This window comes from Streptomyces sp. ISL-100, from assembly GCF_018614615.1.
In the GTDB taxonomy this organism is placed as follows: Bacteria; Actinomycetota; Actinomycetes; order Streptomycetales; family Streptomycetaceae; genus Streptomyces.
This window is the reverse complement of the sequence record NZ_JAGGOK010000136.1, coordinates 1-13,644: the sequence shown is the minus strand read 5'-3', so window position 1 is coordinate 13,644 and position 13,644 is coordinate 1. Positions and strand designations below refer to the sequence as shown.

At 71.0% G+C, this 13,644-nt stretch carries 13 protein-coding genes and 1 pseudogene; 3 read left to right on the top strand and 11 right to left on the bottom strand.

Annotated features, from left to right (window positions below):
* Positions 1–14 precede the first annotated feature (14 nt).
* The 7 genes and pseudogenes from J7E89_RS39230 to J7E89_RS39200 all read right to left on the bottom strand — a co-directional run bounded on the left by J7E89_RS39230 (position 15) and on the right by J7E89_RS39200 (position 7,292).
* A complete protein-coding gene (locus J7E89_RS39230; RefSeq protein ID WP_214981164.1) occupies positions 15–461 on the bottom strand; it encodes a MarR family winged helix-turn-helix transcriptional regulator in 447 nt (148 codons plus the stop codon).
* Between the two features lie 27 nt (positions 462–488).
* Positions 489–1,704 (bottom strand): annotated as a pseudogene (locus J7E89_RS39225) (type III PLP-dependent enzyme).
* Entirely contained in the window at positions 1,701–3,473 is a 1,773-nt protein-coding gene (locus J7E89_RS39220; RefSeq protein WP_214981161.1) for an IucA/IucC family siderophore biosynthesis protein, read from the bottom strand. Before J7E89_RS39220 ends, J7E89_RS39225 begins: the two are co-directional and overlap by 4 nt.
* Positions 3,473–3,787, bottom strand: coding sequence for a hypothetical protein (locus J7E89_RS39215; protein ID WP_308315760.1), 315 nt, complete (start codon positions 3,785–3,787; stop codon positions 3,473–3,475). Before J7E89_RS39215 ends, J7E89_RS39220 begins: the two co-directional genes overlap by 1 nt.
* Positions 3,788–3,932: 145 nt before the next feature.
* Positions 3,933–5,729, bottom strand: coding sequence for an IucA/IucC family protein (locus J7E89_RS39210; protein ID WP_214981192.1), 1,797 nt, complete (start codon positions 5,727–5,729; stop codon positions 3,933–3,935).
* A gap of 8 nt (positions 5,730–5,737) precedes the next feature.
* A complete protein-coding gene (locus tag J7E89_RS39205; protein ID WP_214981158.1) occupies positions 5,738–6,928 on the bottom strand; it encodes an acetyl-CoA carboxylase biotin carboxylase subunit family protein in 1,191 nt (396 codons plus the stop codon).
* A 187-nt stretch (positions 6,929–7,115) separates the two neighbouring features.
* Positions 7,116–7,292 carry a hypothetical protein gene (locus J7E89_RS39200; RefSeq protein ID WP_214981200.1) on the bottom strand — a complete coding sequence of 59 codons (177 nt, stop codon included), beginning with the start codon at positions 7,290–7,292 and terminating at the stop codon, positions 7,116–7,118.
* A gap of 244 nt (positions 7,293–7,536) precedes the next feature.
* Here J7E89_RS39200 and J7E89_RS39195 point away from each other — a divergent pair, with 244 nt between their 5' ends.
* Complete coding sequence (locus J7E89_RS39195; RefSeq protein ID WP_214981157.1) at positions 7,537–8,391, top strand: (2Fe-2S)-binding protein; 855 nt, start codon at positions 7,537–7,539, stop codon at positions 8,389–8,391.
* A 1-nt stretch (position 8,392) separates the two neighbouring features.
* Here J7E89_RS39195 and J7E89_RS39190 read toward each other — a convergent pair whose 3' ends face one another.
* Positions 8,393–8,560, bottom strand: coding sequence for a hypothetical protein (locus tag J7E89_RS39190; protein ID WP_308315759.1), 168 nt, complete (start codon positions 8,558–8,560; stop codon positions 8,393–8,395).
* A gap of 148 nt (positions 8,561–8,708) precedes the next feature.
* On the opposite strand from J7E89_RS39190, the gene J7E89_RS39185 reads away from it, so the two are divergent.
* Both J7E89_RS39185 and J7E89_RS39180 read left to right on the top strand, forming a co-directional pair.
* Complete coding sequence (locus J7E89_RS39185) at positions 8,709–9,167, top strand: Rrf2 family transcriptional regulator (protein WP_214981150.1); 459 nt, start codon at positions 8,709–8,711, stop codon at positions 9,165–9,167.
* Positions 9,168–9,311: 144 nt separating this feature from the next.
* Complete coding sequence (locus J7E89_RS39180; protein WP_308315758.1) at positions 9,312–10,556, top strand: acyl-CoA dehydrogenase family protein; 1,245 nt, start codon at positions 9,312–9,314, stop codon at positions 10,554–10,556.
* Between the two features lies 1 nt (position 10,557).
* On the opposite strand, the gene J7E89_RS39175 is transcribed toward J7E89_RS39180, so the two are convergent.
* The 3 genes from J7E89_RS39175 to J7E89_RS39165 form a co-directional block, all read right to left on the bottom strand.
* Complete coding sequence (locus tag J7E89_RS39175; RefSeq protein WP_214981143.1) at positions 10,558–11,865, bottom strand: MFS transporter; 1,308 nt, start codon at positions 11,863–11,865, stop codon at positions 10,558–10,560.
* A complete protein-coding gene (locus J7E89_RS39170) occupies positions 11,862–12,974 on the bottom strand; it encodes a PLP-dependent cysteine synthase family protein (RefSeq protein WP_214981140.1) in 1,113 nt (370 codons plus the stop codon). Before J7E89_RS39170 ends, J7E89_RS39175 begins: the two co-directional genes overlap by 4 nt.
* A 250-nt stretch (positions 12,975–13,224) precedes the next feature.
* A partial coding sequence (locus J7E89_RS39165; protein WP_214981138.1) for a hypothetical protein occupies positions 13,225–13,644 on the bottom strand: 420 nt, incomplete at its 5' end.

Below are 13,644 nucleotides of genomic sequence, written 5' to 3'. Positions count from 1 at the left end.
CGCCGCCGGGTGCGTCAGCCCACGATTTCTTCGCGCGACAGCGCCGACAGCGCTCGCACCGCGCGAAGAAAGCCCCGCCGGTCCGCCGGCGGCAGCATGGCGAGCAGGCGGTCCTCGTTCGCCCGGATGCCGGCTTGCGCGGACCTGCGGACCTTGCGGCCGGCCTCGGTGATCGAGAGCAGCCGGGCGCGGCGATCGGCGGGGTCGGGCGTACGGGAGATCAGACCGGATTCCTGGAGTTGGTCCAAGGTGGCGATGATCCGCGTCTTGTCGGTGCCGATCGCCTCCGCGAGCGCGGCCTGCGTACGCACCGGGCCGTCATCGAGGGCGCTGAGTACGACGTAGCCCCACATGGAGAGGTCATGCGCGGCCAGTACGGGCAGCTCAGCGGCGATGAGCGAGCGCACGAGCGGCTGCAGCACAGCGGCGAGGTCGCGGCGTTCACCGTCCTGAACTGTCATGCGCTCACGATACCGATCGCTGCCGCGTCAGCCCCGGCTCCCCTCCAGGTAGTGGAAGCCCGGCCGGGGGTGCATCAGGAAGTCGTGGTGCGAGATGTTCCAGGCGTACGCGCCGGCGAGCGAGAAGGCCACTCGGTCGCCCGCCCGCAGCCCCGCCGCCGGGACCCGCCGTGCCAGCACGTCCTTCGGCGTACACAGCTGGCCGGTGAGAGTGACCCGGTCCTGACCGGCCTCCGAGCGCGGCCAGGGGTGGGGCCAGTGGTCCACCGGCAGTATGGAACACGGCTGGTCGTGCCCCTTCGTCGCCGGGGTGCGCAGATGGTGCGTACCGCCGCGGACGACCGCGAACTCCTCCCCCTGGCTGTGCTTCACATCCAGTACCTCGGTGGCGTACCAGCCGCAGTACGCGGTGAGTGCGCGCCCCGGCTCGATACGGATCGTCAGGTCGGGGTTCCTGTCCGCCAGTTCACCGAGCCCCTTGCCGTACGCCGCCCAGTCGAAGCGGCGCTCCGGCTCGGTGTAGTCCACCGTCATGCCGCCGCCGACGTTCACCTCGGACAGGCGCTGTCCGTGCCGGTCGGCCAGAGCGACCGCCCAGCCCACCACGGACTCCGCCACCGCCAGCTGCTCCCCCGCCCCCAGGCCGCTGGCCAGGTGGGCGTGGACGCCGACCAGCTCCAGTCTGCGGGTACGTGCCGTCGGTGACCAGTCGCACAGCCTCGTCGGCCTCCGCCCGGTCGAGGCCGAACGGCGTCGGGCGGCCGCCCATCGCGAGCGAACTGTTCTCCAGCGAGCCGTCCGGCAGCGGCAGATTGAAGCGCAGCAGCACCGCCACCCGCTCGTCCGGGACCGTGCGCCCGGTCAGTTCGGCCAGCATCCGCAGCTCGTAGGCGCTTTCCACGTGGAAGCGGCGTACGCCCAGCTCCAGCGCGGTCGTGATCTCCGCAGGAGTCTTGCCGGGGCCGCCAAACGCGAGTGGGTGTCCGGGAACGGCCCGGTGGACGTGGGTGAGTTCGCCTCCGGAGGAGACCTCGTAGCCGTCCACGTGCGGGGCGAGCGCGGCCAGGATCTCCGGGTCCGGGTTGGCCTTTGCGGCGTAGTACAGCTCGACGCGCCCGGGCAGGGCCGCCCGTACCGCTGCGGCGTGCTCGCGCAGCGCCGCCAGGTCGTATATGTAGGCGGGGAGTTCGGCGGCGGGGAGAGAAAGAGCGCGGTCGCGCACGGCAGGAGTGGGGTTCGTCATCGGGCGTTCCAGGGGGTGTCGGTGCCGGTCGCCCCGGACAGGACGTCCTCGGCGAGCGGCGAGGGGAGCCGTACGTAGCCGGCCTCGCGGTCGGCCTTGCGCTCCCAGCGGGTGAGCAGGTTGGCCTTGGCGGGCAGCGGAACCCCTGCGAGCAGGGCCGCGAGTCGCGGCGGGCAGCCGAAGCGGTCGGCGTAGTTCTGGAGCGTGGCGCGGACCTTGGCCCACAGGGCGGGCTCGGTTTCGGGGTGCAGGTCGGCCAGGGCGGCGAGCATCTCGGCGACGTGGTTGACCAGCAGGCAGTACACCACCCGGTCCCAGCCGCGCTCCGCGTCGTACGTCATGGGACCGGCGACCTCGGCCGGGAGCGCCGCCAGCGCGTCCGCGTGGTGCTCCGGAAGGAGCTTCGTGCCCTCCAGGTCGCGAAGGAGCACCTGGGCCGGCATGCCGTCGTCGTCGACGCAGACGACGACGTTCTGGAGGTGCGGCTCCAGCACCAGGCCGTGGTCGAAGTAGGCGGCGAGGACGGGCGCAAGGAGCAGTTCCAGATACGCCTCCCACCAGTCCAGCGCGACCTGCGGGCCGGCCCCGTCGATGAGGTGGGAAATGTGCCCGGGCCCCGTCGGGTACTCGTCGGCGACGGCTGCGGCGAGCAGCGCCGTGGTGCCGGGCAGCTGGCGCCGGGACAGGCCCTCGCGGACGATCACGCCGAAGCCTTCGAGCAGGGCGAGATCCGGTACGCCGTCGGGGCCGGGGAGGGCGAGACTGCGGTAGGCGGGCTCGCGGAGCATGGCACTGCCGGGGAACCGCACCGCCAGATCGGTCAGGGCCGGGCGCAGCAGGCGGGTCAGGGCGACAGCTCCGGCCAGCTCGTAACTGGCGTTCTTGCGCACGCAGTTGGTGATGCGGATGTTCAGGCTGAACTTCAGGAACATCTCGCCGTCGTACAGCGTGCGCACCGACGCGGTGGCGGCGAACGGCGTGCGGCCCTCGCCGAGGTCGATGACGTCGCCGCGCGCCAGCGCCTCGCGGAGCGCGGGGTGCTCGCGCAGCAGCTCGTACTGCCAGGGGTGCGCGGGCAGCAGCCGGTAGCCGGCGGGCACGGCAGGACCATCGTCATGGTTCAGCCGGTCCAGCAGGTCCAGGGGGTGCGCCGCGCCAGGCTCGGCGGTCTCCTCGGCGATCAGTTCCTCGCGTACGGCGAGATGGCGCAGCGGGAAGGAGGCCCCGGCCTCGGGAGCGTACGACGACCAGGAGTCCCCGTCCCCGGTGCGGGCCTTGGGGGTCGGGTGGAAGCGGTGGCCGAGGGCGAGGGACTGCTCGGAGGCCAGGTACGAGAGGTGGCGGTCGGCGGCCGCCGGGCGGGGACCGGCCGCGAGCGCGGCGCTTACCCCCTGGTGGCTTGAGGTGATCTGCTCCAGGAACTCCTCGTTGCGTATGCCCGTACGGAGCGAGAGTTCGGCTTGCGCGTAATCGGCGAGCCGGCGCCAGCCGACCTCCGCCCAGGTGTCGCCGTCACGCTGCTCGGTCACCGGCCCGGTGAAGCGGTGCGCGCCCAGCAGCGAGGTTCGGTGCAGCGCGATGCGCAGGAGTACGCCGCATCGCGGGAGCCGCAGCAGCAGCCGGCCGTCGGTGACGGCGGTCTGGTGCTCGGGGCCCGAGACCTCGCGCAGCAGACAGTTCAGGAGGGTGTGTGCCACGGCCTCGTCGGCGGTGGGCAGACCGCGCGGGGCGGACGCATGACGGGGGGCGGTGCCGGTTGGCAGTGTCATCAACGGCTCCTGCGAGGACGGAACGAACGGCGGATCATAGCGGGGAGGGCGACGAGGAAGGCGGCGGCCACGGCGGCGGCGGTGCCGGTCAGTACGGGCGCGCCGGGCCCGAACCACTCGTTGTCGGCCGCGGCCGCCAGGCCGGCGGCGACGGCCCCGGCCTTGGAGAACAACTCCAGCGAGCCGAACATCCCGCCGGGCGCCCGGCCCTCGGCGCAGCCGACGGCCAACAGCGGCAGAAAGACCAGTCCGAGGGTAAGGCCGGCGCCGAGCAGCAACCGGGCGCCTGCGAAGGCCTCGATCGTACCGGCCACTTCGTGGGCGGCGAGGCCAAGGGCGATACAGCCGAGTCCGGCAGGATCTGGGTGCGGTACGGCGGCAGTCCGAGGGCTGCGAAGGACGCCGCGAAGTAGCAGCCCGCGACGGCGGAACCGCAGGTCGCGGCCGGTGCCGACGCGCTCATCGTGCGTCCCCCGTGCGCAGGAGGTAGTTGGGGCCGTCGGTGTAGTGCTTGTTGATGTCGGCGGCGCCAGAGCGCTCCTTGCTGAGCAGGGTGCCCGCGGTGACCATCGCCTTGACCGGGAGGCTCGGCGCGTCCAGCACGTGGGCGCGCAGCACTGCTCCGGGCTCGCCGGGCGCCGTACCGAGCCGTTCCACTGCCTCGGCGAGCCGGTCGCGTACGAGCTTCAGCAGCGCGTCGAGAGGCGCCCGGACGTGCCGGGCGAGCCCGAAGGCGTACGCGCCCGCGCAGAGGTGGACCGTGATGGTGGTGAACAGGTCGGTGAGCTGCCGGTCGTCGTCCGTGAAGATCCGCGGGTCTGCGAAGTCGGACGGGTCGGGGGCGTCGGCGCCGAGGGTCTCGCGCAGCCGGGCGGTGTGGATGCGCGGCCCGTCGTTGTCCTTCAGCAGGAGTCGCAGCCGGGTCTGGCCGCCCTCGGCGTCCAGCACCAGGGAGATATTCTGCTGGTGGGATTCCAGCGCGATGCCGTACCCGAAGAGCGTGGTCTGCCAGTCGAAGAGGAGGGTGAGGCAGGCGTCGAGCAGGGCGACGGTGTCGCCGCCGTAGAACCGGTCCGCGAGGTGGTCGATCACGAGCCGGCCGTCGGGTGCCTCGCTGAGCAGAGCCGCCATGGGGACGACGGCCGACGAGTCGAGCCCCGCCGGATAACGGCGGCAGAGTACGGCGAGGAGCTCGTGCCCGGCATGAGCGTACGTCGCCTCGTCGGCATGCAGGACCGTATCCGCGAACCGCTCCTCGCGGGCGATCACGCACTCCAGCAGCCGCTGCCCCGCCGCGCCGTCGACGAGCGTGCCGGGCTTGATGGTGCGGCGGTTGCGCAGCCCCAGGGACGCGGTGGCGAGGGGCACCTTGAGATGGAGCGCGCGGTCCGCCGCGAGTGCGACCGTACGCATCGACAGGGTGGGTACGGCTTCGAGGTACGGCCGGTCGGCCAGGACCGTACGGTCCGTGAGCCCGCTCTCGCGCAGAGCCTCGCGCAGTGGCGCGCCGATCGACAGCGGGTGGACGGGGAGCGCGAGATGGCTGCGGTGGAGCTCGGGCAGGCCCAGGATCGCGGGGGTGGGCCAGCAGCCGGGCAGGGACGAGGGGCCGCCCGGCAGGGTGACCGCGTCCTGCGGTACGGCGATCCAGCGCAGCGCGAAGCGCGGGTGGAACTCCGGTGCGTACGCCCGGAGTTGGTCGCGACCGAGGCCGTACCGGCCGCGTGCGGTCGGGTAGACGGGGTGGTCGAGGTGAGCGGCGAGGGTGTCGTGGGCGAGGCCTCCGGCCGGGCCGGTCCAGTCGGCGGGTATGGCGCCGTACCGGGCGGTGAGGGCTTCGGTGACGTCGTCGCGGGCCTCGGTGTGCAGACGGACGGTGTCGAGGGTCTGCCGGCATTCCTCGGCGAAGTCGTCGAATCCGCCCCGGTCGGCGGGGTCGGCAAGCGCGCGCAGCGCCGTGACGACCTCGGCGAGGGTGGTCAGTTCGGCCCTGTCGGATTCCCGGCGCAGCAGCGGCAGCCGGGCGGCGTCGGCGCACTGGAAGCCGTCATCGGCGACCGGGAGCAACAGCGCGTCCCCGTCACCGACGGCAAGCCGCAGCCAGCGGCCGTCGGGCAGCTGTACGGATGTGCTGCTCGTCCGCAGGCCGGCGACGTCTTCGCGCAGCAGCGCGCTGAGGACCCGCAGCAGCAGTCCGGCCTCGGCGGTGTCGGGCTTCGTGGCGGCGGTCGTGGCGGCGGTCGTGGCAGCAGTCACGGCGTCGGTCACGGCGTGAACTCCCACCGCTGCTCGGCGAGGAAACCGGTCACGGCCCGGTCGACGGCCTCCTGGTCGGTCCCGATGCCGCGCAGCACACCGACGAAGTCGCGGTTGGTGTGGTGGATTTCGTGCCGCTCGCCGATCTCGCGCAGCGGGCGGTAGGTCAGCCGTACGCCGTCCACGGTCAGGTCGGCGGCCGCCGGGGCGGCCGTGAGTGTCCCCGCTCTCTCGGCGCACGGGTAGTCCATGCGGGCCCGTCCGTCGGAGCGTGCCCCGAGGTCTGCCGGGAGCGGCTCGCCCAGGTGTGTACGCAGGATGTGCTCGAACAGCGGGATGCCGAGCAGCTCTTGCAGCACCAGGTCGCACTGGTCGCCGATCACCCGGTAGTTCACCTCGATGATCCGTGCGCGTCCGTCGTGCACCACGAACTCGGTGTGGCAGGCGCCGAATCCCACACCCAGCGCGTCGAGCCGGCTGAGCACCTGGGCTACGACGGACTCGGGGTGCTCGGGAACGTACGTCAGACGCGTCTCGATGAAGTACGGCGGCGGGGAGAGCTCAGTGTGGAAGCCGCCCAGCACATGACGCAGCCGGCCGTCGCCGAGGGTCTCCAGCGTGTACAGCTCGCCGGCCAGGTACTCCTCGACGACGAGGGCCACTTCCGGCCGCCGCACCTGGATCTCCTTGCAGCGCAGCACCAGTTCGTCGTCCGTGCCTGCCAGCACGACGTCCTCGCTGGCCACACCTTCCCGCGGTTTGACCACGCAGGGGTACGGAACAGAGCGCGCCAGCAGCTCAACAGGGTCCTGCCCCGCCGCGACTTCGGCCGACCACACGGCGTCGGCCCCTGCGGCGGCGAGGTGCCTGCGCATCTCGGCCTTGTCCTTGGTGCGCAGGGTCGCCCGCCAGTCCTTGCCGGGGAGGCCGAAGTACGCGGCGGCCAGCGCGGCCTGGGTCTGGAGGTGGTCGCTGTTGGTGAAGACCGCGTCGGCCGGGTGGTGAGTGGCGATCCGGGTGATGACGGCGCGGTAGTCGCGTACGTCGCACTCCAGGATCTCGATGCCCGGAGCGCGGCGCCGGTGGGCCTCGGGCTGGTCGGTGAGCAGCGTGATGTCGATGCCGAGCCGGCGGGCGGCGGGGAGGAAGCCCTCGGAGACGGAGTCGGTCTGGTTGAGGGCGAGCAGGTACATCCGCATGGGGTGAGCCCCTTCCGGGCCGTGGCGATGGGGCGAAACGGTGGCGCAGGGCGGGGCGGACCGCCTGCGGCCCGCCCCGACAGTGGTTACCTCTCGGGGAGTTCCACGCCGGTGGCCCTGGCCACGTCGGCGAGCATGTGCGCGGCGGCCTGAACGCCGATGCGAGACGCCTCAGCAGTAGCGGTCATCACAGAGCCGCCTCCCGGGCGAGCAGGGCCGGCAGCGGGGCGCCGAGGAACGCGCTGACGATACCGACCTCCAGCTCGGAGGGGCGCATGCCGGCGAGCGGGATCACGGCGATGCCGCCTGCCGGCCGGACCTCGGCACCGGCCGTGAACCCATGGCAAGGGTCAGCGCCGCGCACAGCGCCGGCGCGTACGCGCCGACGACAAGGAGCTGAATCCGCCGGGCAGTTGTGCGGGAAGGAGCACCCGTAGGGGTCCCCGGATCGATCTTGGACACGAGGCGACAGGTTAGGTTAGGTGTACCTAAGTCTGTCAACTCGCGGGGTGAACTTCTCGCCATGTGATCCATCTCCTGATCACGGCGGCGCACACCTGGGACTAAGGTGAGGCTCACCTTAGTCTAGTGATGTTGGAGGGGAGTTGATGATGCCTGCCCAGGCACCCACCGCACCTGCCCCCGAGGCGAGTTGGCCCGTACCTCTGGCTGAGACGTATCAACGCCTCGCCCGCATCTGCGAATCGCTGGACGTGGAAGTCGCACCGGCGGCGCATCCGGCCGACGGATGGACCGACGGCGCGCACCTGGTGGCCGGTCCCGGGCAGCTCGACGAATTCGTCGGCGCGGAGTCCCTGCGCATCCAAGCCGCGCACGGCCACACCGCCCGCCCGGACGTCGCCGCCTCCAGGGCGCTGCACCAGTACCTGTGGTCGGTCTGCCTGCTGATGAGCGGCCCCTGGTACCTGGAGCGGCGAGTGCCTCATCTGCGGCCGCAGGACGTGCACATCGAGCGCCGCGGCGGAGACTTCGCCGTCGTTCCCGGCGCCTTCACGTGCCTCCCTGACGATCCCGCGGCCGCGGCCCCCGGCGTTCGGGTCGTACCCGACGAGGAGACACTGCGCGGCGAGCTGCGGAGCGTCGTGGTGGAGCACGTACGCCCACTGCTGAGCGCGCTGGCACCCCAACTGCGTCGGCGGCCAAGGGCGTTGTGGGGCATGACTGGCGACGACCTGATCTCCGGAATCTGGTATCTCGGCCGTACGCTCGGCGAGGAGGACCGGTCGGTCCGCGCCGCCACCGAACTGCTCCCCGGCCCGATCGCACCGTTCCCCGGCGGCGCAGACTTCCGCCGGCTGCGCGACAGCGCCGGCCTGCCGCACACGACCCGTACCCGGCTCGGCTGCTGCCTGTACTACACGATCCGTCCGGACAACGCGTGCCTGACCTGCCCGCGCGTCTGCGACAGCGAGCGTGCCCAGAGGCTCACCACGCCGCCTTGAGTTACTGCCGCGTCTCCGGCCCCCAGTACTCCGGGCCGCCGCCCCGCCAGTCGATCAACGGGGACACCACGACTTCGGTGTCCTCCATGTCCAGCCCGGCACGGCTCAGGAACTCGACCAGATCAGGAAGGTCCGACGCGAGGCCGAGGTCCTCACCGCGTACGGTCACGCGACGGCCCCCCTGACCGAGCGGCGGATGAACGATCACAGGCAGGTGTCCGGACATGGAACCAGCGTCCCCCCGGAAGGCCCGGGACGCACCCGGGCGCATCCGGACGGGCTACGGGTGCACGCGTCCGGTGCGGGATAATGCGGGCATGCGGATTTCAGCCAAGGCGGACTACGCGGTACGGGCCGCACTGCAGCTCGCCGCTTCGGAGGAATCCGAGCCACTCAAGGCCGAGGCCATCGCCGACGCTCAGGACATTCCACACAAGTTCCTCGAAGGCATCCTCAACGACATGCGCCGCGGCGGGCTGGTGGTCAGCCGGCGTGGCGGCAACGGCGGCTACCGGCTTGCCAAACCCGCGGACTCCATCAGCGTCGCCGACGTCATACGCGTCGTTGACGGACCACTCGTCTCGGTGCGCGGGGTGCGCCCGCCGGAACTGTCGTACACCGGCCCGGCGGAGTCACTGCTGCCGCTGTGGATCGCGCTTCGGGCCAACGTGCGCGAGGTCCTCGACGGCGTGACACTGGCCGACCTCGCGTCGGCCAAACTGCCTGCAGACGTGTCCGCCCTGGCGGAGAACCCCGAAGCCTGGACCAACCCCTGACCACCGGCGCCGGCTGATCCGCCGTACCGGAATCCGGAACCGGGCATCCACCCCTTGGTCACACTCTTGGGGTGAGGCACGACCTCTGCGAGAATCCCTAGTAATTCAATGGGAATACTAGGGATATCCGAGGGGAGCGGCGGAGTGCCGAGAAAAACTGCCGACAAGAAGGCATCCACACGGGCGGACCAACCGGTCGGCGAAGCGATATGGCCACGCGTCACCCGTGAGCTGGCGGACGACCTTGCCGTCGACGCCATCACCCGCGACCGGGCGGGCAAGCCGCCGTTCGACGAGGTGTCGCGGTTGCGCGAAGCCGGCCTGCCGGCGCTGCTGACCCCGCCCGGCGCCGCACATCCGGGCGCCGACTGGCGCACCGCCTGTGCCGTCATACGGGAGATCGCTGCGGCCGACAGCTCCATCGGCGAACTGCTCGCGCATCACTATGTGTTGTCCTGGAGCGCGCGCTTCTTCGGTCCCCCGGAAAAGCCGGTTGCGTTCGAGGGCCGGGCAGCCGCGGAACATTGGCTCCTCGGCGGCAGCACGCACCCTGCCGGTCGGGATGCGGGGCCGGATCTCACTCTCGCACCGGCCGGCGGAGGATACGTCCTCAACGGCCGGCGGGACTTTCAAGCAGGCGTCACCGTGGCCGACCGGCTGGTCCTCGGCGCGACATGTACGAAGACCGGTGAGTTACTGATCGCCCTCGTGGACCCCTCCCACGCCGGTGTCCACGCCGACCCGGCGAATGAACGCCTCGGCCAGCGGCTCACCGGAGCCGGTGGCGTCAGTTTCGACAACGTACCGGTGAGCGAGGACGGCGTGCTCGGCGCCGTCGCACGCGACGAGCACGCCGTCTCCCCCTTCGCCTCACTCGCCCCTCTCGCGCTCAGCCTTCTGCTCGTCCACGTCGGCCTGGGAATCGCCGAAGGGGCCCTGGCGGAGGCGAGGGACGTCAGCCGGGCCGCGCCGCACACGCATCCGTCCGCGAACGGGGGCGACGCATACGCGGAGCACCCCAGCGGCGATCCGTACCTGTCCCTCGCCTACGGGGAAATGGCAACCTCAGCCCACACCGCCGCGGCGGTCGTCGAGCGAGCCACCGAGGCGCTGGCAGGAGGACTTCGCACGGGGCACCAACTCGGCGTCGACGCCCGCGCCGAGATCGCGGTCCTCGTGGCCGCCGCCGAAGCCGTGACCAGCAGGTCCGCTGCGCACATCACCACGCGCGTCCTCGAACTCACCGGTGACGCCGGCTCCCTCGACGGCGGCACGGGGCTCGACCGGTTCTGGCGCAACGCACACGTCCTGACAGCGCGGAGCTCCCCCACCCGCAGACTGCGCGACATCGGCGACCACTACCTCAACGGAGCCCATCCTCCCCTGTAGGTCAGGCCGTGGCGGGCTCGGACCGAGCGACGGCCGCCGGGCCTGCGAGGCGGCCGGCGCGCTCCAGCCCGTGCAACGCCCCGGCGCAGCCAAGACCCAGCAGGAGCAGGGCAGTCCACGGCAGCGCGGGTACTCCGGCTTCGCGGGCCGCGTCCAGCGCTGCGCCGGTCAGGAGGTTGCCCAAGGTGATACCGACGCCGCAGATGGTGTTGTACAGGCCGTAGTGCGTGGCGACGAGGCGATTACCGGAGAGACGGACGATGGTGTCCATCTCGAACGGATAGGCGATCATCGTGCCGACGGCCAGCAACAGCGCGGACAGCGCCGGCGGCACCGCCGCGAGCAGCCACAGCCCGACTCCGCCGTCCGGTACCGGAAGGGCGGTGGCGAGCAGCAGCGGCAGGAAGGCGGCTCCCATCGTCAGCAGGCCCCAGGTGAGAGCACGTCCTGGTGCCATGCGGGCCTTGCACCAGGCGGTCACCTTGGTCTGGCCGAGGATCGTGCTCAGGCCGGAGACGGCGAACAGCACCGCCACCGCCGCTGCGGCGAACTGTCCTTCGCCGCCCAGGCGCCGTACCTCAAGTGGCAGCGCGAGGTAGACCTGGAAGGTCATGACGTACGAGCCGATCATGGCGAGCGAGAACAGCATGAACGGCCGGTTGGCCAGGATGCTCCGCCATTGCGACCAGACGCTCTCCCGTCGGCCGTCCGGGCGGGTCTTCGTGTCGTCGTCGGCCCGGCGCGCGGGCAGTGCGCGGATCTGTACGACGCTCAGCACAGCGAAGATACCGGCCGCCGCAAGGCACGTAACGCGGAAACCGACGCCGGTCAGCACCATGCCGACCAGCGGGCCGAGCAGGATGCCGGCCTGGTAGAAGACGTTGAACAGCGCGAACGCCTCCACCCGGCGTTCCCCCGCGTCCGCGGCCAGGTAGGCGCGGGTGGCCGGATTGAACAGGGCACCCGCCAGGCCTGTGGCGGCGGATGCGGCGATCAGCGCGGGCACCGAGTCGACGAGCCCGAGGGTCGCGAAGCCGACAATGCGCAGGGCAAGTCCGGTGATGATCATCGGCTTGTAGCCGAGCCGGTCGGCCAGCGTTCCGCCGACCAGGAACATGCCCTGCTGACTGAAGTTGCGTACGCCGAGGATCAGCCCGACGAGCCATCCGGCCAGACCCAGCGGCCCGGCCAGGTGCGTGGCCAGGTACGGCATCAGCATGTAGAAGCCGAGGTTGATGGTGAACTGATTAACCATCAGCAGCTGGACGCTGCGGTCGTAGCTGCGGACCTGCGCGAAGGTGCTCTTCACCGGCCCTCCTCCACGTCTTTCCCGGCGTCGGGGGCAACGGTGAGCGGGTCGACAACGCCGGCGCACCGGGTCCAGCGGGTGACTTCCTTCTCGTCCAGGCGGCCGATCGTCTCCGGTTCGGGTGCCGGCGGGGAGTCGAGCAGGCCGTGGGCGGCGCAGTAGTCGTCGTCGTAGACGGTGCCGAGATAGCGTTGCGGCCCGTCGGGGAAGATCGCCGCGATCCGGGTGTCCTCGGGCATCGTACGGGCGAGCCATCCGGCGACCAGGGCTACGGCGCCGACGCTCCATCCGCCGGTGGCGTAGTGCGAGGCTGCCAGCTGCCGGCAGGACCACACCGCTTCGGCCGGGGCGATCCAGTGCACCTCGGAGAAGTTGCCGTACGCCACGTTGCGGGGGTAGATGCTCGATCCGAGCCCGCGCATCAGGCGGGGACGGGCGGGCTGGCCGAAGATGGTGGAGCCGATGGTGTCCACGCCGACGAGCTTGAGGTCGGGGTAGAGCTGCTGCAGGACCCGGGAGACGCCTGCCGAGTGTCCTCCGGTTCCGACGCTGCACACCAGCACGTCGATGTGGGCAAGTTCGATGGCCAGTTCCAGCGCGAGCGGGGTGTAAGCCGTGGTGTTGTCGGGGTTGTTGTACTGATCCGGGCACCAGGAATCCGGGTGCTGCCGCATCAGCTGGGTGACGCGGTCGCGGCGGGCCTGCTGCCAGCCGCCGGTGGCATGCGGTTCGGAGACGACGTTGACCTGGGCGCCGTAGGCGGTCAGGAGCCTGGTCATGGACATCTCCAGGCCGGGGTCGGTGACCAGGGTGACCGGGTGGCCGTAGACCATCCCCGCGAGGGCCAGGCCCAGGCCGAGGGTACCGCTGGTGGACTCGATGATTCTCGCGCCGGGCTTCAATTCGTCGCGGGCGCGGGCCCGTTCGACCATGTGCAGACCGGGCCGGTCCTTTATGCCGCCGGGGTTGAAGCCTTCCAGCTTCGCCCAGAATCCCCGTCCGGCGGGTGCGAAGGGCTCGCTGACGTGCAGGAGGGGCGTGTTGCCGACCAGGCCGGACAGTGCGGCGTGGCCGGCTTTAGAAAGATGGGTGGTGTTCGAAGCGTGCATCAGTGGGCTCTCATCTTTTCGTTCGACAAGTGGCGCATGAGGTGCTGATCTTTCGCATGCCGTCCATCCCGGGCCGGTGGCCCGGTCTCAGGGCATGGCGGGGGTACCCGACGCGAAAATCGCAGCGGGAAGTGTCGGGGCAGGAGGTGTCGGGACAACGCGGCAGGGAATCTGATCACCACGCGCCGTGGCACGTACGGGCGAGGCCGGTTGCGTCGACAGACTGCCGGCGGCAAAGAGCCGCCGGATCCTAGATCTGCAGAACTGTGGCTCTTATCGACGTACTCGGCAAATGCTTGACGGACGCGACGTCACCGAAGGCGACCAGAACAGGTCCCGAAGGGGATGAGTCTTTCTCGACGAGGGCACAGACGCCGGGGGCATCCAGAGCAGGCGTTTGCTGCGGCTGGCCCGGCACGCACTCCTGAGCCGGATGCGACTGGTCGTGACCGCCACCGTGGTGGTCTACCGGCACGTCGGGGGCGGCGTGGTCGTGAAAGCCCGCTGTCACAGGGGCGATTGCCGATGCGTCGAGATGGCCGGTGACACCTTCGGTGCTCACGCCGTGCGCGTACACAAAGGCGAACAGCGTCATGGCCACCCACAGCACGCGCAGCGGACCCGTTGACGTGCGGGCCCGCGACATGCGGGAGGACGACCAGGCCGTGAC